This is a genomic window from Algoriphagus sp. A40, assembly GCF_002002735.1.
Lineage (GTDB): Bacteria > Bacteroidota > Bacteroidia > Cytophagales > Cyclobacteriaceae > Algoriphagus.
In genome coordinates this window covers 18,019-41,328 of record NZ_MUNY01000028.1, presented here as the reverse complement: position 1 = coordinate 41,328, position 23,310 = coordinate 18,019, and the positions used below count along the sequence as shown (strand labels likewise).

At 44.5% G+C, this 23,310-nt stretch carries 19 protein-coding genes; 8 read left to right on the top strand and 11 right to left on the bottom strand.

Annotation, left to right across the window (positions count from 1 at the left end):
* Positions 1-142 precede the first annotated feature (142 nt).
* Positions 143-616, top strand: coding sequence for a 23S rRNA (pseudouridine(1915)-N(3))-methyltransferase RlmH (gene rlmH / locus B0E43_RS23525; protein ID WP_077346125.1), 474 nt, complete (start codon positions 143-145; stop codon positions 614-616).
* 191 nt (positions 617-807) lie between these two features.
* On the top strand, positions 808-1,638 hold the full coding sequence (locus tag B0E43_RS23520) for a hypothetical protein (protein WP_077346075.1): 831 nt from the start codon (positions 808-810) through the stop codon (positions 1,636-1,638).
* 114 nt (positions 1,639-1,752) lie between these two features.
* On the opposite strand, the gene B0E43_RS23515 is transcribed toward B0E43_RS23520, so the two are convergent.
* Both B0E43_RS23515 and B0E43_RS23510 read right to left on the bottom strand, forming a co-directional pair.
* Entirely contained in the window at positions 1,753-2,268 is a 516-nt protein-coding gene (locus tag B0E43_RS23515) for a DUF6252 family protein (RefSeq protein ID WP_077346074.1), read from the bottom strand.
* Between the two features lie 128 nt (positions 2,269-2,396).
* The gene (locus B0E43_RS23510; RefSeq protein ID WP_077346073.1) at positions 2,397-2,912 is read right to left on the bottom strand and encodes a peptidylprolyl isomerase; all 516 of its coding nucleotides are present in this window, start codon (positions 2,910-2,912) and stop codon (positions 2,397-2,399) included.
* Between the two features lie 146 nt (positions 2,913-3,058).
* On the opposite strand from B0E43_RS23510, the gene B0E43_RS23505 reads away from it, so the two are divergent.
* Positions 3,059-3,931, top strand: a complete 873-nt coding sequence (locus B0E43_RS23505) for a glycosyltransferase family 2 protein (protein WP_168171868.1) — start codon at positions 3,059-3,061, stop codon at positions 3,929-3,931.
* Here B0E43_RS23505 and B0E43_RS23500 read toward each other — a convergent pair.
* Together B0E43_RS23500 and B0E43_RS23495 are read right to left on the bottom strand one after the other, a co-directional pair.
* Positions 3,911-5,608: a capsule assembly Wzi family protein gene (locus B0E43_RS23500; protein ID WP_077346124.1), complete on the bottom strand. Its 1,698-nt coding sequence runs from the start codon at positions 5,606-5,608 to the stop codon at positions 3,911-3,913. The two genes, B0E43_RS23505 and B0E43_RS23500, sit on opposite strands and share 21 nt — an antisense overlap.
* 9 nt (positions 5,609-5,617) lie before the next feature.
* A complete protein-coding gene (locus tag B0E43_RS23495; protein WP_168171867.1) occupies positions 5,618-6,283 on the bottom strand; it encodes a hypothetical protein in 666 nt (221 codons plus the stop codon).
* 132 nt (positions 6,284-6,415) lie between these two features.
* On the opposite strand from B0E43_RS23495, the gene wecB reads away from it, so the two are divergent.
* A complete protein-coding gene (gene wecB, locus B0E43_RS23490) occupies positions 6,416-7,510 on the top strand; it encodes a non-hydrolyzing UDP-N-acetylglucosamine 2-epimerase (RefSeq protein WP_077346071.1) in 1,095 nt (364 codons plus the stop codon).
* 3 nt (positions 7,511-7,513) lie between these two features.
* The gene (locus B0E43_RS23485; RefSeq protein WP_077346070.1) at positions 7,514-7,996 is read left to right on the top strand and encodes a cupin domain-containing protein; all 483 of its coding nucleotides are present in this window, start codon (positions 7,514-7,516) and stop codon (positions 7,994-7,996) included.
* Between the two features lie 3 nt (positions 7,997-7,999).
* On the opposite strand, the gene B0E43_RS23480 is transcribed toward B0E43_RS23485, so the two are convergent.
* The 7 genes from B0E43_RS23480 to B0E43_RS23450 form a co-directional block, all read right to left on the bottom strand.
* Positions 8,000-8,443, bottom strand: coding sequence for a DinB family protein (locus tag B0E43_RS23480; RefSeq protein WP_077346069.1), 444 nt, complete (start codon positions 8,441-8,443; stop codon positions 8,000-8,002).
* A 12-nt stretch (positions 8,444-8,455) separates the two neighbouring features.
* Positions 8,456-9,019 (bottom strand): hypothetical protein, encoded by a 564-nt coding sequence (locus tag B0E43_RS23475; RefSeq protein ID WP_077346122.1) that lies wholly within the window; start codon positions 9,017-9,019, stop codon positions 8,456-8,458.
* 90 nt (positions 9,020-9,109) lie between these two features.
* Positions 9,110-11,989, bottom strand: a complete 2,880-nt coding sequence (locus B0E43_RS23470) for a TonB-dependent receptor (RefSeq protein ID WP_077346121.1) — start codon at positions 11,987-11,989, stop codon at positions 9,110-9,112.
* A gap of 105 nt (positions 11,990-12,094) precedes the next feature.
* Positions 12,095-13,330 (bottom strand): hypothetical protein, encoded by a 1,236-nt coding sequence (locus B0E43_RS23465; protein ID WP_077346120.1) that lies wholly within the window; start codon positions 13,328-13,330, stop codon positions 12,095-12,097.
* Between the two features lie 182 nt (positions 13,331-13,512).
* A complete protein-coding gene (locus B0E43_RS23460; RefSeq protein ID WP_077346068.1) occupies positions 13,513-14,484 on the bottom strand; it encodes a MoxR family ATPase in 972 nt (323 codons plus the stop codon).
* Positions 14,485-14,602: 118 nt separating this feature from the next.
* A complete protein-coding gene (locus tag B0E43_RS23455) occupies positions 14,603-15,199 on the bottom strand; it encodes a pseudouridine synthase (RefSeq protein ID WP_371454115.1) in 597 nt (198 codons plus the stop codon).
* A gap of 51 nt (positions 15,200-15,250) precedes the next feature.
* Complete coding sequence (locus tag B0E43_RS23450; protein WP_168171866.1) at positions 15,251-15,427, bottom strand: hypothetical protein; 177 nt, start codon at positions 15,425-15,427, stop codon at positions 15,251-15,253.
* Between the two features lie 695 nt (positions 15,428-16,122).
* Between B0E43_RS23450 and ileS the strand changes: the two genes are divergently transcribed.
* The 3 genes from ileS to B0E43_RS23435 all read left to right on the top strand — a co-directional run bounded on the left by ileS (position 16,123) and on the right by B0E43_RS23435 (position 23,267).
* The gene (ileS, locus tag B0E43_RS23445) at positions 16,123-19,494 is read left to right on the top strand and encodes an isoleucine--tRNA ligase (RefSeq protein ID WP_077346119.1); all 3,372 of its coding nucleotides are present in this window, start codon (positions 16,123-16,125) and stop codon (positions 19,492-19,494) included.
* An 11-nt stretch (positions 19,495-19,505) separates the two neighbouring features.
* A complete protein-coding gene (locus B0E43_RS23440) occupies positions 19,506-20,126 on the top strand; it encodes a lipoprotein signal peptidase (protein ID WP_077346118.1) in 621 nt (206 codons plus the stop codon).
* Positions 20,127-20,330: 204 nt separating this feature from the next.
* On the top strand, positions 20,331-23,267 hold the full coding sequence (locus B0E43_RS23435) for a DEAD/DEAH box helicase (protein ID WP_077346064.1): 2,937 nt from the start codon (positions 20,331-20,333) through the stop codon (positions 23,265-23,267).
* Positions 23,268-23,310 lie beyond the last annotated feature (43 nt).

The following is a 23,310-nucleotide window of genomic DNA, read 5'->3' as shown; positions in this document are numbered from 1 at the left end:
TGATTGTTTGTCAAAGATTTGTTAAGAATCCTAAATGGACTTTTTCAGGTAGGTACGGTAGGAGAATTACTTGAGCGGATTTTAGTTTTTGTTCAAAATTTTCCGTAAAAATTTTTCTGAAGCTTTTTTAGATATTTGGAGGATGCAAATCAAGCTGATTGCCATAGGGAAAACAGATCATCCTGCCATTCAAAAACTTTTAGAGGAATATTCCACTCGCTTAGGATTTTATGTCCGCTTTGAACTGGACATTATTCCGGATTTAAAAAACACCAAGTCGATTTCCGAGCAGATTCAAAAGGAAAAAGAAGGGGAATTGGTCCTCAAAAAAATTCAAACTTCCGATGAGTTGATTCTTCTCGATGAGCGAGGGAAAACATTTTCCTCTGTTGAGTTTTCCGATTACCTGCAAAAGAAAATGAATTCGGGACTTCGCCAATTGGTCTTTGTCATTGGAGGCCCTTATGGATTTTCTGAGGCACTTTATTTAAGGTCCAACGGGAAAATCTCCATTTCAAAAATGACTTTTTCCCACCAAATGATCCGACCTTTTTTTGTAGAACAGCTTTATCGAGCCTTTACAATTTTAAAGAACGAGCCCTATCATCACGAATGAGTACCTAGAGTACTCAATGTTAAGTTTTTAGCTGGGGCATTTTCTAATGTTACCAAATTGTTAACTTTGGCACAATTGGTTAACATTAGATTCATCTCATGTGAAATCAAGCATGACAAATACTTTAAACAGTGGGAAGTTTTTCCACCATGCGAGATTCCATGTGACCGCTAAAAAGCAATTATAATCACATGAAAAAGGTCTTATTCACGCTCTTACTTCTGACAGGGTTGGCACAAGTGGCCAAACCTCAGAATGAATTGCTGGAGCATGAAAACCTGACCTTTGATTCTGAATTGGAGATGAATATTTGGAAAACAGGAAATGAGGACCCATTCCAACTATTCAGGGCCGTTCAAGCGGACCAGACAAGTCCTGAAGATGCCTGGGCAAGCTTAGTTGAAGACCTTGATTCAAAAGCATCCAAAAAAGGCGATGAGCTCAATTTTCTCCGCCAGATTTTCCAAAAAACCCACCAAAAACTTCTCAAGAAATACGAACTGCATTCGAGTTTCAACTCTATGCTTTCTGAAGGAAAGTTCGATTGCGTAAGCGGTTCAGCGGCTTTAGGACTTTTACTTGAGAGATATGAATACTCTTTTGACATCGTGGAGACAGACTTTCATGTCTTTATTGTTGTCAATTTGGAGGGTAAAAAAGTGGTTTTAGAAAGCACACTACCTGTAGGCGGTATGATTACCATGCCTTCAGAAGTTCAGAACTATCTGGATGCTTACAGACCGGAAGCAAATTCAAAATTGAAAGTTCTGAACCAGGGTTTAGCTGGTCAACATATTGATTACAGTGACAATGCCATTTTCAGAATTGTCAACTTGAAGCAATTGGCAGGTCTTCAATATTACAATGATGCCATCGTACATTTCAACACCCAGGCCTTCGGGCAGGCTGTTGATCAACTATCCAAAGCGTATTTGCTGTACCCTTCGGATCGGATTCTTGGCCTTCGTGAGCTTAGCATAGACTTGGCTTACAAAACCTACGGCTACGAACTGAAAAAATGAAATCGGGTTCCCGGTCACCCGGGAACCCGGCTCATTTTCGGAATCATCACCCTAATCCTCCGAAAATTTGCCATTTCAAAAAATCTAGCTACACTTTAAAAAAATTTGATTCCTTTATCCACCCTCTTGGAGATTGACTTTAAACACGCCCTCGGATACAGAGACTGAGGCAGAAGTGTTGTTTACTTTTCCCACAAATTCAAAGGTTCCTTCGATGGTTTTGCCGTCATCAGAAGTTACAGTAATGTTACCTGAGGTTCCTTGGAATGCCGTGGAGTATTGCTCTCCCACTGCTGTACCTCCAATGTAGGTGGCAGAGTTGGCGATATTTCCAAATCCTAGAGAATAAGAACCGATCCCGGTGTAAGTATTCAATCTTAGCATAAATCCTTTGCCGGAGTTGTCTGTGCCCTGAAGCACCAGTACATTGGACCCTCCCGCAGCAATTTTAGTCCCAGAAACGGTGTCAAAATCCTTGGAGGCGGCGATTGCACCCACTCCTGCGACATTTGCCGAAAACTCCTCCCCGCTACCGGAAACATCTTGACCGTCATCATTGGAACATGCCATAAATGCTACAAAAAAAACCAGAAGGGCGGCCTTTTTAAAAATTTCGATTGTATTTTTCACAAAATAAATGGTTAGGTTTTTAAAACTGAACTGGTCAAAATTACCTACCCATTACCTACTCCACCATACGACAAATGCCCTATTCAATGTGAATAGGGCATTTGGAACTGGATACATTTTATGAAAAATCAATGGTGGTGATGTCCATCAGGCCCATGCACGTGACCGTGCTCAATCTCCACCGGTTGGGCTTCTCGGATCGAGATTATTTTTCCCTCAAAAAATAAGTCAAATCCTGCCAAAGGCGGATTGAAGTCCATATGTACTCCACGGTAATCTACCTTGGTCACTTCACCGCGCATTTGGTTTCCTTTGTCATCCTGCATGGGGATTACATTTCCGACCTTGAGCAAGTCTTTGTTCTTTTTTCCGTCTTCCTTGAAATTGGCTTTTGGGATGATCACTTTTTTATTTTCATCGTAATCTCCATAGCCATTTTCGAAATCGATAGCTACCGAAAAACTTTCTCCGGCAATTTTCCCTTCAATTGCCTGTTCAAATTTGGGCAAGACATTTTGATAACCCATCAAAAAGTAAAAGGGGCTTTCCTCAGTTACCGATTCAAAGAGTTCCTGACCACTTTCTCCATCATCGACTCGTAGGGTGTATGCCACTGCTATTACTTTATCTTTTTCTGCTTTCATTTCATTAAGTTTTATTATTGCACTTCTGGATCAGCGATCAGGCAAAAGCGTTGGTGAAAATTCATCACAAATTTAGAATTTAGAATAATTTATAGTGGAATAATATTACCTCTGTTACGATTTACCAAAATTCAAACAACAAGATCTTGACTATTGAATCCAGCCAATTGACCAAGGTTCCCAAAGTAATCGGATATGTACCAGCCTTCAATGCTGAAAAATTCATCCTGGCCACTTTGGAAGCCCTTTCAATGCAAACTTATATGAACTTTGAGATTTGGATTTGTGATGATGCATCAACTGATCGTACTCTTGAGATTTGTGATGATTTTTGCCAAAAGGACCCAAGGTTCAAATTATTCCGAAACGAAAATAACCTAGGCTGGTGGAGGAACTCCATTCATTTTTGGAAGATCACTTCAGAATCGAGTGATTATTGCTTTTTCAATCCACATGATGACATTCCCAAATTGAATTTCATATCAGAGCAAGTAGTGCTTTTGGAAAAAAATCCTGAAGCAATTTTATGTGTACCTGGAATGAAAAACACCTATGAAAACGGCACTTCCAAAGATTCTATTCCGCATGGATTTGCTTCCTCTCTCCGCCCGGAAGATCGCCTTATCCCACTGATCAAACTTGAGATTCCTGAGTGGTGGGCAGCCTATCATGGATTACTAAGAAGCAGTTTTGTGCCAAAAATATTGCCGATTGAACCCTTGCGATTTGGGGAAAAAGAATTTGCCCTGGATTTGGTTTGGCTGATCAGAGCTGCTTCCTTTGGCCCTTTTGTTTGCTCGGATGAGATTCTTTTTGAAAAAGTTTACACCAAAAAAAACTTGTCCATTCAATGGAAATATAGCTTTACCAACCGGTCTGCATTATATCTGGCAATCTGTGAAGTAATCTTCAAACTGCCTTTAAGCCTTTCCGAAAAGCGGATTATTTTCAGAGCTGTCCTTCAAAAAATCTCCTTTACAATCCTGAATAAAATACCCCTATTTAAAAAGGTAAGTTAATCCGACCGAGCCCACAAAATTCTTCCTGTCATACCCCGGAACGAAATATTGATCCGGCTGATTCTCCAAATACCACTTGTAATTCAGGGTACTCACGTACTGGAATTTGCCTGCGAGTAAAAAACTTCCAAAGTTCCATTCAGGAGTCAAGCCCAACACCAAGTCCACATACTTATTTCTGAAATCCTTAGAAGCCTCGTACCGGTAATAGTAGAAATCATTGTTGTATTCGATTCTTTCAAACTGCAACCCAATTTTTTTGAGTCCCTCCACCCAAGCCAAACCTACAAAAAGCTGATTCGCCGCTGGACCATTTCCTATCCCCAATACCTGTCCTTGATGGGTATAACCATGCCTCACATGATCATGAATATACCAGGTGCGAAGCTGACGGATTTCTTCCCGAATCGTCTGACCCGAAAGGGTCATTTCTGAACTTATCTCAAGGAATCTCCCAGGCTTCTTCAGATTCATAAGGTGGGCAAAGCCAAAAGTAAATGCCCTTCCCTGCTCGGGAGTAGTGATAAACTCTTCAAACTTGCGGCTGTTTCCTCTAGTACCATATTCCCCATAAAACTCAAAATGGCCTGCAGGACTCAACCATCTGAAAAATCCGGAGCTAAATTGCTGACGCTTATCACGAATTGGATCCCAAACATTGGATGGCCCCTTTCGTCCATTGAAAACAGGGATCAAGTCTCCAAAGCTCGAAATATCTTCCCGATACAGATGATTGACTGATCCATATCCCAAAAACAGGCCCGGGACCCATTTAGGCTGGTAGGTCAGTATCAACCCGGATATATACCGGTTCCCATTTCCTCTTTTTGGAATGTAAACCGGATTTTGCTGGATGTTATAATCAGGCCAAGGCGGAAGAAATTCTGTCGACTTCAAAAAACCTGAAATCAACTGACCCTCAAAAGATCCGATTTCTGTTTTGACAGGTTTTCTGGTATTCAAAGTGAAATGGAGGAAACCCGGGGCATTATTTCCCAGTAAGAGTGAATTTCTTCGACCGGGTCCCCACCAGAGGTTCTCGGTGGACAAACCCAAAGAAAACTCCTTCAGGTTGAACCTGAAACTGGATTGCCCAGCGTATAATTTGACAAAGGTGCCCGTACCAAACCGCTCAGGCATATCGATACGATTCATGTATTCGTAATAAAACAGGATCGTGGCCTGGTGCTCCAATGGAAAACCGAGGTAATCCTGGTTTTGGGCGATCAATAGTTCGGGCTGAAACTGCAGGCTGAATTTTCCATATTCGGCATAGACTCCGGGGTTAAAAACCTGCTGAAATCCTCTGTTTGGGATAAAAGCACCATCATTCACACCAAACGCATAGGTGGAATTATACTGCACTTTATAAATACCCGGCATCACTAAAAATTTCCCCGAACCGTCTTTCCCGATTCTTCGATGCAGGTTGGAATTGTCCAGATCCACCACCGAGCTGTCGAGATCAAATCCATTTTCAACACCAAATGCCTCAGTTGGAAAAATTGGCCGGATCATCCATGAGGAAGCCGAATCAACCTTCCCCAAAAGCTGTTGCCTCCTTAGATATTCATCCAAAACCGGCGTCCCGACCGGAATTGTCTGTGATTTAACCTTATAACCAAGGCCCAAAAACAAGAAACAAAAAAAGGAAACTGATAATACTTGCAATTTCATATCCATCCCTTAATTCGTTTGAATTGCCACCACTTCAATCTTGCCTATCGACCAGGATTCGTCACAGATCGGATCGGGCGAATTCGTTGCTTTCAGTTCTCCCCCCATGTATATTCTCACCTTCGGGTTGGAGTGCTCTATCAACTTGGACACCTGGTAGGTGGTGGTGTAGTTGGGACTGGCTCCGAAAATGCAAAGGCCTGGTAAATTGGTCCTGATGGCTCCTGATTTGGGGACATTTTGCCTGAAATAATCATTGGGGTAGGACTGAAACAGACAATAGGTGGATACACAGGGAGAATTGGAAAAGGTAGTTCTGAAAACCTCCGTACCATCATATCCCATATACCAAAAATCAGGACCTCCTATACCATCGTCAGGATTGCCGTCCCAGCTGTCATGGACAAGCACTTCAATGGTCACTTTGAGGTAATTATGCGAAGGAATATTTTGAAGATTTACCGCTACCTCTTCATTGTGGAAATAGCCAGCTATGGTATCATTCTGAAAAATAAATAGCCTTCCATTTTCAAACCCCGCAAGATCCAGATCCGAAAAATCATTGGAATAAAATACTTGCTCCGTTTCTACAGTGGGGAGGCAGGAAGCCATGGAAATCAAAGATCCAAAAAGTATCCACACATGGAGGCGATTGCGCCAACTAATCTTTCTCATTAATTCAGTTTTACTCAAAAAGCATCGGGACAAAGAAACAAAAATCTGACCAAAAGGAGCACATGATTCTGACGAAAGAGACTGTCGCACCGAATTGATTATTTATTTTTGCCCAAACTATTCGAGTTACACATGCCCATTTTTACAATCGTTGCAGGAGCCAGGCCCAATTTCATGAAGATCGCTCCGATTATTCATACTTTTCAAAAGCAACAAAAAGCAGGGACAAACGTCGTCTACCGTTTGGTTCATACCGGCCAACATTACGACAAAAAGATGTCCGGGGATTTTTTCGACCAGCTGAATATTCCCGAGCCGGATGCCAATCTCGGCGGAGGAGGAGGCACTCAGGCTGAGCAAACCGCAGCAATCATGATTGCTTTCGAAAAAGAGCTGATGGAAAACCGTCCCGATTTGGTCATTGTGGTAGGGGATGTCACCAGTACATTGGCTTGCTCCATCGCTGCCAAAAAGCTACAAATTGATGTTGCGCACGTCGAGGGAGGAATACGCTCCGGAGACCTTTCCATGCCGGAGGAGATCAACCGGATGGTCACCGACAGCATCACCGATCATTTTTTCACTACTTCTGAAATCGCCAATTCCAATCTTAGAAAAGCTGGAGTCACTGAGGAAAAAATCCATTTTGTCGGCAATACCATGATCGACACCCTGAAGGCTCAGATGCCCAATTTCAAAAAACCGGAAGGTGAAATTTTTGAGAATCTAAGTCCTGGAAATTACTTCGTGATGACCATGCACCGTCCGGCCAATGTCGATCAGGAACATTCTCTGAAAGCGATGATTGATGCAATTTTGGAAGGAACTTGCGGATTGCCGATCTTCTTTCCTGTACATCCCCGCACCGCTAAAAACCTACAAAATCTGGGAATTCAGGCTCCAAACCTTCACATGTGCGAACCTTTGGGCTATTTGGAATTCAACTATTTGGTGAAAAATGCCAAAGGCGTGATCACAGACTCGGGTGGAGTAACTGAGGAAACGTCTGTAATGAACGTGCCTTGTATAACTCTCAGGGATAATACCGAAAGGGCTGAAACCATCCACCTCGGCACAAATGAACTGGTGGGAACTGATCCCAAAAAGCTAAAGCCCTACCTCGAAAAGATTATGAAAGGAGAGTGGAAACAATACCAGGGAATTCCCCTTTGGGATGGGAAGACTGCCGAAAGAATCGTGCAAATCCTGACCGAATCCTACTCCTAAGCTATGAGCGGAAAGCGTATCCAGGAATTGGTTGAAAAACTGGACATGAAAGCCCACCCGGAAGGAGGCTTTTATGCGGAAACCTATCGCTCTGCTCAAGTTTTGGAAACCTCAGGCGGCGAAAGAAATCTCACCACGTCCATCTACTTTCTGCTCCGTTCGGAAGATGTCTCACATTTTCACCGGATCAAAAGCGATGAACTTTGGTTTTGGCATGAGGGAAGCCCACTTTCAGTCCATTTATTGGGAGAGAAAGGGCATGAAATTCTAAAGCTTGGACCTGTCGACGGATCTGGAGCTTTACCTCAGCATTTGGTAAAATCCGATACCATTTTTGGAAGTTCTGTTAACGAAGTTGGAAGCTATGCTTTGGTTTCCTGCGTAGTTGCCCCCGGATTTGATTTCAGGGATTTTGAACTTTTTAATGCAGAAGACTTGCTTTCTCTCTTTCCAGAAGCTGAAAAAATCATCCGAAAACTCACCTAACGCTCATTTCCCGTATTTCAACACCAAGGCCAGTTGACCGGCATGATAAGCAGTATGGGTTACAATTCTGCCCAATGCTTCTGCTCTGGTCTTTTTGCCAAACTCTTTGGTTTCGATGACTTCATCCCAGTTTGTCTGAGCCAAAATTGTTTTTATAATCATCTCACCAGAATAAGAAGCGATTTCTTTCAGTTCCGCAAGATTGGTCCACTCTCCAGTATCCTTTTGGGCAATCAGCGTTTTTGCGACAATTTTTACCTCCGCTAAGCCAAAGACATTTTTCGCAAAAAGCAACTCGACTTCCGCAATATGCCGGATCAAGAAACCAGCAGAATTGGGACTGTCGCCATTCTTTTTGGGCAGGTCAGCCTCCTGAACTGCATCCAGCAATTTCGTGAAGCGAGTTCGGCCTTCGGCCCATAGTGCAATCAGGGAGGAGTTTGTCATGGTTTAGTACAGTTAATCTTTCCAACCCCAAGGGGCCTCAGGGGCATACACTGGCTTGGTCAAATCGAATTTAACGCTAAAAAGTGTATCTGAACCCAGCCTTCGGAGGTTATAGGTGAAGGAGGTTTCATCAACTGTAATCCACCAAACATTGCCCACGGCTGCAGGAAGCAAGCCAGCAGTAAATTGATCCGCCGGAAAAAACTGGATTAGCGCTGAACCAGTATTTGTCGCTTTTCCGCCGTATTGTGTGACTTTGTCTTCGCTTCCGTCCTCATGACGATGATCGTGCTTTAATTGGATCAAACCTGACTCATCTTTTGTCAAAACCCAAGTACGTGAACGGTCCTCTCCGACAAAAAAAGGAATCCGGATTCTGCCATCCTCACAGGATCTGACATGCATGACGAGTCTGCCGGCAAATCTGGGATCGGATTCTGGCGACACCAGTTTCCCTTCATAGGCTTTGCCACAATGCAATTCCAATTTGCTCCAAAATTGTTCAGCACCGGTTAATTCTTGAGCTTGTAATTGAAAGCTGAGAAGGAAAACTGAAAGGGAAAAGAGATACTTCATGGGTTTATTTTTTCCTAAAGTAATCATTTCAATCCCTGAAAATAAAAAAGGCCCCTTTTCGGGGCCTCAGGTCATCGTGGCATATATTAATTAGAAAGAAAAGGCAACATTGAAATTGATCTTTGTCCCCGGAGCCAAGCTTGAGAAAATCTGATCCTGAGCTCCGTAAGAACTAAACACCATTTCACGCTTCTGGTTCAGGATATTTTGAACTCCCAATCCTGCCTGAATTCTTTCATCCGCACCGAATGATTTGTTCAGGTTAAAATTGAGAGAGTGAAAAGGGACCGAGAATGTGTCGGTTCGGTTTCCAAAACCCACGTAATTGAGCGTGGATCCCTGAACATTGTAGAATAAACCTGCCTCAAATCCAGTGGTAAAGCTGGTGTAGGAAAGGCCGGTATTTACAATGAATGGAGCCTGACCTGCCATCTGACGGGTATCATTCACCACTTCACCTTCTTTAGCAGAAAGAGTTCTGGATCTCAATTCGGATTCAGACATTTTTATTTTGGAATCAGTAACTGTGACGTTGGCTGTCCAAAAGAAATTCTCAAGTGACGGAGCCAAAACAGTCAAGGACTTTCTGAATTCAAATTCCAAACCAGCCACTGCTCCATTACCCACATTTCGTGGCTGGAAAGTACCCGGATCCGAAAGGAACTGGACAATTTCAATCGGTCTTTCAAAGGTCTTGTAGAATGCGCTCACAGAGAACATTTCACCTCTTTGTTGGAACAATTCCCAACGCAAGTCGAAGTTGTTTATGCGGGTGGATGTCAAATTTCCATCCCACAATACCTCAGAACCTCCATTTGTAGTTTCCGGGTAAAGTCCACCGATGAATGTTCTACCGGTAATCGGATCTAAGATTTCAGCATAGGAAAGTTCCTTAAAAGAAGGTCTTGCGGTAGTTCTGGTAGCAGAAAGTCTCAGGTTTTGATTTTCCTTCAGGTTATAAATCAGATTGACAGTTGGAAAGAAATCCAGGTCATCCAGCATTTCCACCAAGTCATAGACAATTGTACCTGTTTGATTGGTACCGGTGTAGAATTGGTTAAACTGCTCCACTCTCAATCCAACCACCGCCTTCAGTTTCTCGGCTGGGTTCAATTCCATGGAAGCATATCCACCCATGGTGGTAGCATAAGCTTCGTATTCATTTGGATTGTTTGGGATAAAGTCAGGGTTATAGCGAACACCATTTCTATTGTTTGCTGAAAACAGATTTTCTTCGTCCATGATCTGGTTTGGATCACCGGTCAATTCAGTATCACCTGTCGGAAACTGGAAGCTTTGAATATTGAAAAGTCTGTGCTTAAAGGAATAGCTTCCTCCGAATTTAAGTTTTGCGTCTCTGTTCCAGACAGACATATTTCTGGTGATGTCACCTTTCCCAACCAGGTTTTCTTCCTGAAGGGATCTCCAAATTCTGGCTGGCAGACCCACTTCGGTAGAAATATTATTCGTAGGCAATCTAAAACGAGTGAAACGGATATCCGGATCTTCGATGGTAGAAAGGGTTGGCGCAATCTTCCAGCTAACTTCCCAATCTCTTCCACTGAAAAAGTGTGTACCAGAAAACAGGACACTTGTTAAAGCTCTTTGGCTGTACTCCAGGTTGTATTGTTTTGCTTCAAAGTTTGCACCCAAGTTTGTGTTTTCGAAATCGAAAATACCGGCTTTGGATTCTCCATTTTGAAGGTGCAGGAAGTTGATTTTGTACTTGGATGCATTGGTTTTCAAAGCAATTCCAGCCATTCCTCCAAGCAAAACACTGTTTACCCCATAGTCTCCTCTTTGCTTTTCCAAAGACTCAAGTTCTGTTTCAGTTTCACCGATTGGCTTTGCATACAGGTTAAACTCCGCGTTTTGATAATACTCTGTTTCGTTTTTGTAGGTCAAAGCAGCATTGTAGCCCCAGGTCACTTTTGGTCTGACGATTTGATTTCCCAAAGAAAAAGAAAGTCCAAAATCCATCAAACTGGACTGACGTGTTCCGCCGAGTGTTTTGTTAAAGTCACCCAGAATTTGCTGGTATTCCAATCCTGCAGGACTGTTTGGATTTCCAACCACATCGCCGTACTGCGGGATGTCAGTTCTTCCGCCTGTTGGAATTGCGCGGGTTCCGTCATCAAAACCCAGCCAATCTGTCTTGCCGCCTTCATAGGTGATGTAATTGTTGTTGAAGTGCATCGATGGATTCAAACCTCCTGAAATCCCCAGTCTCATGGTCTTTTCCTCAGGAAAATCCTTGGTTTCGATATCCACTACACCACCGGTAAAATCGGCAGGCAATTCAGAAGTGAAAGATTTGGAAACGATGATGTTGTCGATAACATTGGTTGGGAAAATATCCATCTGGATGGTATTCCGATCCGGATCCAATCCAGGAACATCCATCCCGTTTAAGACAGTTTTGGTATAGCGATCACCAAGACCACGGACATATACGTATTTACCACCTTCGATAGAAACTCCTGTTACACGCTTTACAGCAGAAGCAGCATCACCATCGCCAATTTGACGGAAAGTGCTCGCAGAGATCCCATCCAACAAGTTGGGAGCTCCTCTTTTCACAGACATTAATGCTGACTCCGTGGTTCGGATAGCGGCAGCCTGCACAGTCACAGTTTCCAATTCAGAAGCCTCTTCCTTCATCAGAATGTCATTGAGGACATTGACCTGGCCGGCATCAACAAGGACTGTTGTCAGTTCGATAGTGGAGTAAGAAAGGTAAGACACCTGAACGGTGTAAGTGCCCGGAGCTACCTGGATTTCAAACTTTCCGTCAAAATCTGTTACTGCTCCGGTGGACAATTCTTTTACTAATACAGAGACACCAAACAAAGGTTCTCCGGTAGTTTCTTCATAAACAGCACCTCGAATGGTACCGTTCTGGGCAAAGGCAAATCCTGCCAGCAGTTGGAAAATTACCACCAGGACAATTGCCAAAGTTGCTTTTCGCATGGATTGGTTTGATTTATTTTTCATACAGCAAATGGGTGAATTCAATTGAGAAACCCGGAAAGAAAGGGTCCTTGCAAGACCTTTCTTTCCGGGTGCTTTTTTTAATTATTTGAAATCAGCTAGTGTGTTGCCAACAGAAGCCCAAGTCCAGCCATTGAATGCGGCTTTGTCAGCTCCAACAGTGTTAGCTTTGGCAGCTACAGTACCAGCATGTACATCTGTACCGTTTCTGAATGCCTGCTGTAATGTTACGCCTTCGACAAGGGTTGCTTCAAGCTTGGAGAATTTCAGGATGCTATTGGTGAAGTTTGCAATGGTATTGTCACCACTTAGGGACAAGTCACCTTTTCCTGCGTTGTTGTTAGCAGATGGAGCAGGGAAATTGAAGAAGTATAGGTTTTCGAAAGTTCCTCTGGCCCCCGCTCTGAAATCACCAAATTCAGAGTTTGGATGGCCTTTTACAGATCCGTTTTTCACTGTGTGAGCCGCATTGTAAGCTCCTTCCGGCCCATCGACTTCCAAACCGTGGTCAGTATTTGAACCAGCGATGATGATGAAATTGTCCAAAGTACCAGCCCAGGACTGGTCTGTGTCGACTGCGTCGTCACCGGAATTCCAAACCAGCGCATTTTTCACAGAAACTGTCCCGCCAAACCACTCTATTCCGTCATCCTGGTTGGCTACTACCTCTACGTTCTCGATCACTGTACCTGAACCTACTCCACCAAGGGTCAAACCGTTGATTTCGTTTCCTTCACCGATATTGGCACCACCGTGACGGATTGAGATATATTTTAGAACACCGGAATTGTCAGCGTCGTCATTTCCTCCATAGAGTCCGTTGATGTCGGATGCAGGAATACCCTCAATTTGGATTTCCTGAACATCTCCTGCAAAGGAACCTTTTGCACGGCCCATGATCATCAAGCCACCCCAAAGTCCTTCAAGAGTAGGCTCCATGTTTGGAGAAGCGATTTGGCCCGGCTCGATTTCATCAGCCACAGTGGTGAAAATGATAGGCTGAGCAGCAGTCCCAACAGCATTGATTTTGGCGCCACGTGCGATGATCAGAGCAGAAGCATTTGCTCCCGATCCTACTTGGCCTTTTACAACCACGCCTGGCTGAATGTTAAGAGTGACACCGGAAGTCACGGCAATTCTTCCTGCCAGGACATAAGTTTTTCCGGTTTCCCAAGTGGTGTTTGTGGTAATGTTGGAAGTGATATCCACGCTTGATCCGGTATCAGTATCCGTATCCGGTTTATCATTTCCTTCGATACAGCTGGTAAGTCCCAGAAGGGAAGCTGTAACAAGCATTATCAGGTAATTGTACTTTTTCATTTTATAGGTAGAATTATGGTTTTGCATTTTGATGATGCAAAGCTGACCTCAATTTTCCCCACAAGAGAATTTTACTGTTTATGCTTTGTTTAAAAATCCAGACAGAATTTAATACTGAATTAACAGCAGAGACAAAAAAAAAGGCTTTCCTGCCGGAAAGCCTTGCTAAGCTTGATTTAATGTTATTTCAATGTTACGGCCTTATTGATCGGCACTTTTTCAAGGAGTGTTTTCACCAGACTTCTGGTGCTCACATTATCAGCTTCTGCCTCGTAATTGAGCAAAATCCTGTGATTTAACACGTCTTCGGCGATTTCTTTGATGTCTTCGGGCAATACATAATCCCGTCCATCCATAAATGCAACCGCTTTTGCTGCCAGGTTCAAATTGATGCTGGCACGTGGAGAAACCCCAAACATGATGTATTTCGCTTCGTCCTTTAGGCCGTACTGCGCAGGGAATCTCGTCGCAAACACCAATTCAATGATGTAATGTTCCAAAGGCTCGGCGATGTTGACTGCATTGATTTCGTTTCGGATGTCAAAAATATCCTGCTTGGTAAGTATCGGTCGTACTTCGGAAGTGTACTGCATGTTGGACATGCGCCGCATGACTTCCATTTCGTCAGATTTGCTGGGATAGTCGATATGGACTTTCATCATGAATCTATCCACTTGGGCTTCAGGCAGGGGATAGGTTCCCTCTTGATCCACCGGGTTTTGAGTGGCCAAAACCAAGAATGGCCTGTCAAGAGTAAAAGTAGTCTCTCCGATGGTGACCTGCTTTTCCTGCATCGCTTCGAGCAAAGCGGACTGAACTTTTGCAGGGGAGCGGTTCACCTCATCCGCCAAAATCACATTGGAAAAGATCGGGCCTTTTTTTACCTCAAAGCTTGCGGTTTGCTGATTGTAAATCATCGTACCGATTAGATCCGATGGCAACAAATCGGGAGTAAACTGAATCCTCTTGAAATCCAGATGAAGTACCTTGGCGAGTGTATTTACTGTGAGCGTTTTAGCCAAACCTGGCACCCCTTCGAGGAGAATGTGTCCGTTGGTAAAAAGTCCGATCAACAATCGGTTGACCATTTTGTCCTGACCGACGACTACTTTTTTGACTTCCTGAATTACTTCGGCGATTTTATCCTGATGCATGAACTACAAGTATTAGATGCCTGAAATGGCGAGGCTAAATTAGGGGAATTTGTACCAACCAACAATTTTAAATGGTACAAGCGGAAATCAAGCGGGGGACGGAGGTTTTTAGGAAAATTTAAGAACGACGGTTTCCTTTTCCACTATTTGGTGAAGTCGCTGCTTTGGCAAATCCAGTCAAGCCCAGCTGATGATAGACCGTCTTTTCATCCAACTCCAGAATTTCACCCGGCTGCATCCCCGCAATGTTGATTTTCTCCATTGAAAACCGGACCAAACGAAGTGTCGGAAATCCAACTGCTGCTGTCATTTTTCGTACTTGTCTGTTTTTCCCTTCGATCAAAGTCAGGGAAATCCAAGTATCCGGGATGGAAGCCCGAAACCGAATCGGTGGATTTCTGTCCGGCAACTGGGGTACCGGATCCAGGATTTTGGCAATTGAGGGTTTGGTTTTGTAATCCTTCCCATCCACATTGATCACCACACCGGCTTGAAGCTGCTTCAAAGCTTCTGGAGTGGGAATTCCCTCCAATTGGACATAGTAGGTCCGTTGATGACCAAATCTTGGATTGAGGAGATGGTGGTTGAGCCACTTATCATCAGTAATGAGGAGAAGGCCTTCGCTATCTTTGTCCAGTCGCCCTACCGGATATACCTCCCGGGGAAAAGCACCGAGAGAGGCCAATGTAGGCCCCTCTCCAGAAAATTGTGTCAAAACCCCAAAGGGTTTGTAAATAATAAAATAGCTGGCCAATTCGCTAAAGATTTAGCTTCCGCAGCCGATGCAGTCGAAATGTGAATCCATAGGTTTCACACCTTTCAGCTGCATTTCCAGGTTGTGAATTTCATCCCGGGTCTCCATGTCAGCAAACATATCTCCGGTCAGTTTGCCTTTCAAAGCGTCTATGGCTTGCTCAAGTGCTTGTTTTTGTTGTTCGGTCATAAAAGTTCTTTGGTGTTAGTGGTGATTGAGTGGTTAAAATAGCATATCTGTACAAATTGGTTCCATACAAAAGCCAAATATTTTGGGCAAAAATAAGGCCAGTTGATCTTCAACTAATTAGAGATTTGGTAAACGGAGGGAGCAAGTGTTCTGAGAAGTTTGACCACCCAGCGTCAATGGAATCTCAAAGACGAAAGGTAGCAGTATATGCCGAGGTGGGGAGGTGGGAACTACCCAGGCTGAATGCCTGATTTATAGCAGCCCGGAGCGGTTGAGCTCCGGGAAAAGGTAGGACACATGCAAAGGACAAGAGGTATGAAAGACCGATTTTGTTCATGATTTTTGAGTTTGGAAATCGGCCTTTCAGGCCTGGTGGAGATCGAGTGGCCGGCAAAACCCAGCCCTATCAGACTTGGTTAGGATAAATCGGCCTTTCAGGCCTGCTTTTGCAACCTCCGCTTGATCCAAAACTTAAGCTTTTTCCCTATTTCCAATTTCCATCTCCCCGAAAAGCCCAATTCTTCTATCTTTGTGGCTTGTTTTGAGCGGGATGGCCCGCGTGAGGGATAAAAGCGGCATTCCCTTCCTCCGGTGGTAACCGGGGAAGGGAATACAGTGGATAGCCCGACCCGCCTTTTTGCAAGGCGGGGCACGCCCAAATCTTCCCCAACTCCCAATTCACCAGAATGACAATTGTGAAAACGTATCAGGAATTTAAGCAGGTCGATTATCCGAATATCGGAGAGTCAGTCCTTCAATATTGGAAAGAAAATCAGATTTTCGAAAAGTCAGTTGCCAACCGTGACGGCGCGGAAACCTTCACCTTTTTCGAGGGTCCACCTTCGGCAAATGGCACTCCGGGTATTCACCACGTGATGGCTCGTACGCTGAAGGACATCTTCTGCCGATACAAGACCCTGAAGGGTTTCCAAGTGAAGCGCAAAGGCGGATGGGACACCCATGGATTGCCTGTTGAACTGCAGGTGGAAAAGGAACTCGGCATCACCAAGGAAGATATCGGCAAGAAAATCACCGTCGAAGAATATAACCGCAAGTGCCGGGAAACCGTCATGCGATTCAAGGGAGAATGGGACGACCTGACTGAGAAAATCGGCTATTGGGTCGATCTGGATGATCCCTATATCACCTTTGAACCTAACTATATCGAGTCCCTTTGGAGTCTGTTGAAGAAGCTCTATGACAAAGACTTGCTCTATAAAGGCTACACGATCCAGCCCTATTCGCCGGCTGCAGGGACAGGTTTGAGTTCACACGAACTGAACCAACCTGGCACTTACAAAGATGTCAAGGATACCTCGATTACTGCCCAGTTTAAACTAAAAGGTGCCGAAAATACCTACATCCTGGCCTGGACGACCACGCCTTGGACCTTGCCATCCAACTCGGCTTTGGCAATCGGGGAAAATCTGGATTATGTGAAAGTGAAGACTTTCAATCCTTATACCTATGAACCTGTTTCGGTGATTTTGGCTAAAGCCAGAATGTCGTCTTTGTTTAATCCAAAGGCTGCTGAACTGAAGCTGGAAGATTATAATGCCGGAGACAAGTTGATCCCTTTCGAAGTAATCGAAGAGTTCAAAGGCAAATCCATGCTGGGCTGGGAATACGAGCAATTGTTCCCAATCGCGGAATTGGCCTTGCCAAATCCAGCTTTCACTGTCGTATCAGGAGATTATGTCACTACCGAGGACGGTACAGGAATCGTGCACTTGGCGAAGGCTTTTGGTGCGGATGACTTTAGAACTTTGGTGCAAAACAAGGTGCCCGGCGTCTTTGTCAAAGATGAATTGGGAAATGACATTCCCGTAGTGGACAAGCGGGGTAAATTCCTGCCCGTGGTCGGAGAATACCTGGCTGCAAAGATGAAGGAGCATGCTATCACTGCTCACAAGACGTATGGAGTGGATGACTTCTATGTAAAAAACTACACCGAGGACGATGAAAACGCAGCGGATTACAAAAACACCGATGTGATCATCTCGATCATCCTGAAAAATGAAAACAAGGCCTTCAAGGTCGAAAAATACGAGCACACCTATCCGCACTGCTGGAGAACTGACAAGCCGGTGCTTTACTATCCATTGGAAAGTTGGTTTATCAAAACCACTGCATTCAAAGACCGGATGGTCGAGCTGAACAAGACCATCAACTGGAAACCGGAAGCTACCGGCACAGGCCGATTCGGCAATTGGCTTGAAAATCTCGTGGACTGGAACCTCAGCCGCTCCCGCTTTTGGGGGACGCCGCTGCCGATCTGGAGAACCTCTGACGGAATGGAAGAAAAGTGCATCGGCTCCATCGCCGAACTGAATGCCGAAATGGAGAAGTCCATCGCTTCCGGATTTATGGAAAAATCTCCTTATGAAGGAAAAGAACTGGATCTTCACAGGCCTTATGTGGATGATATCGTTTTGGTTTCTGACAAAGGCGAAAAGATGTTCCGCGAGCCGGACCTGATCGACGTTTGGTTTGACTCAGGAGCCATGCCTTATGCCCAGTGGCATTTTCCTTTCGAAAATCAGGACATTTTCAAAGCCAACTATCCGGCAGATTACATCGCCGAAGGCGTGGATCAGACCCGTGGATGGTTCTTTACGCTTCACGCGATTGCCGTGATGCTGTTTGACAGCGTGGCGTTCAAGAATGTAATAGCAAATGGTCTTGTCCTGGACAAAAACGGCAATAAAATGTCCAAGCGTTTGGGCAATGCTGTTGACCCTTTCAAAACCTTGAAGGAATACGGGCCGGACGCGCTGCGCTGGTATATGCTCAGCAATGCCAACCCTTGGGACAACCTGAAATTCAACCTGGACGGTGTGACCGAAGTGCAGAGACGCTTTTTCGGTACACTTCAAAACACCTATAATTTCTTTGCGCTATACGCCAACTTGGATGCTTTCGTCTATGACAAATCCAAAGCGGTGCCGGTGAGTCAAAGAGCAGAACTAGACCAGTGGATTATTTCCAAACTTCAGTCCCTAATCGCTGAAGTAGAGGGAGCAATGGATAATTACGATGCCACCAAGGCTACGCGAGCAATCATGAATTTCACGGTTGACCAGCTGTCCAACTGGTATGTACGATTGGCAAGAAAACGCTTCTGGAGAGGGGAAATGAATCCCGATAAACAGGCTGCATATGAAACTTTGTACGAGTGCTTGCTTTCTCTGACACAATTGATGTCTTCATTTGCTCCTTTCTATGCCGACTGGATGTACAAAAACCTGAATGAGTCTGCCGAAAACGGAAAAGAATCCGTTCACCTGACTGACTGGGTGGCTGCCGAATCGGCTTTGATCAATACTGAATTGGAGCAAAGCATGGATTTGGCTCAGAACATTTCCTCCTTGGTCCACTCGCTGAGAAAGAAAGAAAAACTGAAGGTTCGCCAGCCTTTGCAACGCATCCTGATTCCTGTTCTTTCGGCCAAAACCAAAGCACAGATCGAGCATGTCGAGGAACTGATCAAATCAGAAGTAAACATCAAATCCATCGAATTTCTGGATGATGCATCCGGGATTTTGGTGAAAAATGTGAAACCAAACTTGCCTGTTTTGGGTAAAAAACTTGGCCCAAAGATGCGCTTCGTGGTTGCTGCTATCAATTCTTGGAAACAAGAGGAGATCGCACAGATTGAACGAGATGGTAAAATCCCGGTACTGGTAGAAGGGGAAACACTAGACTTGCTTTTGGAAGAAGTCCTGATCACCTCCCAGGATATTCCAGGCTGGTCCGTGGCTTCCGATCAGGGGGTAACTGTGGCTCTGGATGTCACCTTGACGGACGAATTGAAGCAGGAAGGGGTAGCCCGAGACTTGGTTAACCGAATCCAGAATCTCAGAAAAGACATGGGATTGGAAGTACAGGATAAAATCAACATCATTGTGTCCGAAGACAATGAACTGGCAAAAGCTGCCGTGTCCGCCTTTGGTCAATACATTCAGTCTGAGACCCAGGCCTTGACGCTGAGTCTGAGCTCTATTACTGACGGAACTGTATTGGATATGGATGATTTTGAATTGGCCGTAAAAGTAGAAAAGGCCTAAGCTTGCAACAGATGAATAAGTATATCAAATATTTTGGGATTGCCTTTTTGGTAATTGCCTTAGACCAGGTAGTGAAAATGCTGGTTCATTTTCAGATGGACTTCGGCACCCCTGGCCAGATTCCAATTTTCGGGGATTGGTTTAAACTCCACTACACCACCAATCCGGGAATGGCTTTTGGGATGGAATTGGGTTCAGAGTATGGAAAAATGATTCTGACCTCCTTCCGTTTGGTGGCAATGGTAGGGATTGGTTTTTACCTTACTCATATCATTGACAAGAAAAATCATCCGGTTTATATCCTTTGTATTGCCATGATTCTCGGGGGAGCTATAGGCAATTTGGTGGACTCGGTATTCTACGGAGTTTGGCTGGACAATGCACCTTACAATGCACCCACTCCTTGGTTTCACGGTCAGGTAGTAGACATGTTTTACTTTGATATTTGGGAAGGCTATATCCCCGATTGGATTCCTCTTTTCGGAGGCGGGTACACTGCACTTTGGCCGATTTTCAACGTGGCAGACGCCTCGATATTCATTGGGGTAGCCATAATTTTAGTTTTCCAAAACCGCTTTTTCCCGGATAAAAAAGCAGAAATTCCGGTCGAGGAACCCACAACTCTTTCCTGAGAATCGGATAAAGTCCAATTCTAAACCCGGATTATTTAAAATCCGGGTTTTTTTGTCGCTTTTTTTAAAAAATCCTCAGGCTATTCCAAATTGAAATGCCATTTTGAGTAATTTTCAACTTATATATCCTTGTCCCAACCCTAACCTTTAAAAGTATAGCACCGGAAAATATATTCTTGAGCTATATATAGTATATAACTAACGATGATAGTTAATTCCGACCGGCCTTTTCAAATAGTATATTCCATTTTCAGCCATGAATCTTTAGGGCTGCTATTTGAGTCTTTTGTGATTCAACTGGATGAAAAAGGCCGGCTCTCATTGGCGTATCAAAACATCAGTTCGGCCAACGCTATAGAGTTTAATGCTGGCCTGGACAAGGCTGACTACGAACTGATCAAGCTGATGGATTCCATGCAGCCTGAGGTAGTCGTAAAGCCCTATATGAAAAAGGGGAATATCCGTCCCAAAGAATTTTTAATTAAAATTTTTGATCCAAAAACCGAAGACAAGACAATTCAGGAGCTGTTGTTTAAAAACCTGGAAATCAAACGGGCCAAAATTCTTCCCTTGTTGATAGGAAAACGACTGTTTGAAATGGCTACAGACGGCAATCCTACCTGGAAAGAAATCCAAGTCAATGCCGAAAGGGCTACGGTCATTTTTCATTTTGAAAAAGGAGAATACAACACTCAATACTACCCTAAAGTAAAATTCAGAGGAAAACCACTTGACTGGCAACACAAAGGCGGATACCTCATCTGTAAAGATCCGGCTTGGCTGATCGTGAATCAGCAGCTATTTCATTTTGAAAAAGGAATAGATGGCAAAAAACTTCAGCCCTTTCTCACAAAGAGTAGGATCATGGTCGAGCGGAAATTCGAACTGGAATACTATAGAAAGTTTGTCACCAGTTTGATCACACAGTTTGAAGTCGAGGCCAAAGGTTTTGAAATCCACACGGAGCAGGGTACCCCACAGGCTTTGTTGGCATTCAGTGAGCTTCCCGGCGGTACCAAAGAGGACCTTTTTGGAAGTGAAATTGAAAATATAACCGAGGACATCATTGTATTCGAATTGAGGTACAAATACGGTGATTTTGATTTTGGCATATTGTCAAATGATGGTGAAAACAGTGGCAATTCCTGCAGGTTTGAGGAAAACAACGGGGAATTCACCTTTTGGAAAACCGTCCGGACTCCATTGGTTGAGAAGAAATTTGAAACTTATCTGAAGAAAAAACAGATGATTTTCACCCATGGAAAATTTGCCTTGCCCAAAACCAAAGCCTTCGAATGGTTGGGCAACAATGAAGATTACCTGGAGGAACATAAAATCAAAATCGTCCAGAGAGGCAGTCTCAGCGGTAAAACATTCCATATCGGAAAAGCCCAAATTACCATTGAGGTCAATGAAAACATCGACTGGTTTGATGTCAAAGCCCTGATCAAATTTGGAGTCTATCTGGTGCCTTTTGCCAAAATCCGCAAATTGATCATCCAGGGGAAAACGGAATTTGAGCTCCCAAATGGGGAGATTGCCGTAATCCCTGCATCCTGGTTTGTCAACTATTCTGAACTGTTTAATTTCATCGAAGAGCGGTCAACAGAGGAATTGGTCCTGCGCAAACACCACCTGGCATTTGCCAGAGAGCTTCAAAATGGTGAACTTATCAGGCTTAACCTCAGTCTCAAACTGGAGCGTTTGAGAAACTTCGATGCAATTGACGATTATGAATTGCCTGGAAGTTTTGAAGGGACCCTTCGGCCTTACCAGCATGCGGGATACAACTGGCTTAGATTCCTGAATGAATACCAGTTTGGAGGTTGCCTTGCCGATGACATGGGTCTGGGAAAAACCGTGCAAGCTTTGGCACTTTTGGCCCATGAAAAAGAAGAAAATCCGGGCTTCACTTCCCTGCTGGTGATGCCTACTTCCCTGCTTTACAACTGGGAATTGGAAGCTAAAAAATTCACCCCAGAGATCAAAATTCTGGTTTACTCCGGTACCTCAAGACTGAAAGATCCTTGGAAATTCCGAGGGTACGACATCGTGCTCACCTCCTATGGGATCGTGAGACTGGACATTGATGTCCTGAAGGATTTCTACTTCAACTACGTGATCCTGGACGAATCCCAGGCCATCAAAAATCCGACGTCCAACATCGCCGTGGCCGTCAACAAGCTGAAAAGCAAACGACGTCTGATCCTGACCGGTACTCCGGTGGAAAACAGCACCATGGATCTTTGGTCACAGATGAACTTTGTCAATCCGGGACTGCTGGGAAATCAAGCGCTCTTCAAGAAGCAATATCTCCAGCCCATCGAAAAGGAAAACAACCGGGAAAAGGCCGGTCGTCTCAACGCGATGATCAAGCCGTTTATCCTCCGAAGACTCAAATCCCAAGTCGCCAAAGACCTGCCGGAAAAACTCACCAATGTGAAGTATTCCGACATGACTCCAGAGCAGGAAAAAGTCTACGAAGAGGTAAAAACCTATTATCGGGAAAAGATCATCGGCGAACTAAATGGCGGCGGAAGGGGCTCCCAGCAGTTTACATTGCTTCGTGGCTTGACCCAGCTGCGCCAGATCGCCAACCATCCGAAACTGGTCCGGGAAGACTACAAGGACGATTCCGGTAAGCTGGAAGACATCACCTACATGCTGCAGGAGACGATCTCCGAAAACCACAAGGTGCTTGTCTTCAGCCAATTTGTACGACACCTGAGTATCGTCCGGGCTTATCTAGATGAGAATAAGATCCCCTATGCCTATCTGGACGGCGCGACCAAAGACCGTCAGGCACAGGTAGAGAAATTCCAAAATGACGAAAACATCAAGGTCTTCCTCATCTCTCTGAAAGCTGGTGGCGTGGGACTCAACCTGACCAAAGCAGAGTATGTATTCTTGCTTGACCCTTGGTGGAATCCGGCCGTGGAAGCGCAGGCCATCGACCGGGCGCACCGGATCGGACAGGAAAACAAGGTCATCATCTACAAGTTCATCACACGCGGCTCCGTCGAGGAAAAGATCATGGCCCTTCAGGATCGCAAGCTTGCCCTCGCTGGCGAGCTGATCAGTAACGAAGAGAGCTTTATGAAGAGTCTGGACAATGAAGACATTCGCGCGCTGTTGGATTAAAATTTGAAGTTCAAAAGTAGGAAGGCTGGAAAATTGTAAGGTT

Coding starts and splice junctions, on each gene's coding strand:
- B0E43_RS23435 (WP_077346064.1), top strand. CDS start 20,331: ATGATAGTTAATTCCGACCGGCCTTTTCAAATAGTATATTCCATTTTC.
- B0E43_RS23475 (WP_077346122.1), bottom strand. CDS start 9,019: ATGAAGTATCTCTTTTCCCTTTCAGTTTTCCTTCTCAGCTTTCAATTA.
- B0E43_RS23485 (WP_077346070.1), top strand. CDS start 7,514: ATGAGCGGAAAGCGTATCCAGGAATTGGTTGAAAAACTGGACATGAAA.
- B0E43_RS23500 (WP_077346124.1), bottom strand. CDS start 5,608: ATGAAATTGCAAGTATTATCAGTTTCCTTTTTTTGTTTCTTGTTTTTG.
- B0E43_RS23520 (WP_077346075.1), top strand. CDS start 808: ATGAAAAAGGTCTTATTCACGCTCTTACTTCTGACAGGGTTGGCACAA.
- B0E43_RS23465 (WP_077346120.1), bottom strand. CDS start 13,330: ATGAAAAAGTACAATTACCTGATAATGCTTGTTACAGCTTCCCTTCTG.
- B0E43_RS23495 (WP_168171867.1), bottom strand. CDS start 6,283: ATGAGAAAGATTAGTTGGCGCAATCGCCTCCATGTGTGGATACTTTTT.
- wecB (WP_077346071.1), top strand. CDS start 6,416: ATGCCCATTTTTACAATCGTTGCAGGAGCCAGGCCCAATTTCATGAAG.
- B0E43_RS23510 (WP_077346073.1), bottom strand. CDS start 2,912: ATGAAAGCAGAAAAAGATAAAGTAATAGCAGTGGCATACACCCTACGA.
- B0E43_RS23460 (WP_077346068.1), bottom strand. CDS start 14,484: ATGCATCAGGATAAAATCGCCGAAGTAATTCAGGAAGTCAAAAAAGTA.
- rlmH (WP_077346125.1), top strand. CDS start 143: ATGCAAATCAAGCTGATTGCCATAGGGAAAACAGATCATCCTGCCATT.
- B0E43_RS23440 (WP_077346118.1), top strand. CDS start 19,506: ATGAATAAGTATATCAAATATTTTGGGATTGCCTTTTTGGTAATTGCC.
- B0E43_RS23480 (WP_077346069.1), bottom strand. CDS start 8,443: ATGACAAACTCCTCCCTGATTGCACTATGGGCCGAAGGCCGAACTCGC.
- B0E43_RS23470 (WP_077346121.1), bottom strand. CDS start 11,989: ATGCGAAAAGCAACTTTGGCAATTGTCCTGGTGGTAATTTTCCAACTG.
- B0E43_RS23450 (WP_168171866.1), bottom strand. CDS start 15,427: ATGACCGAACAACAAAAACAAGCACTTGAGCAAGCCATAGACGCTTTG.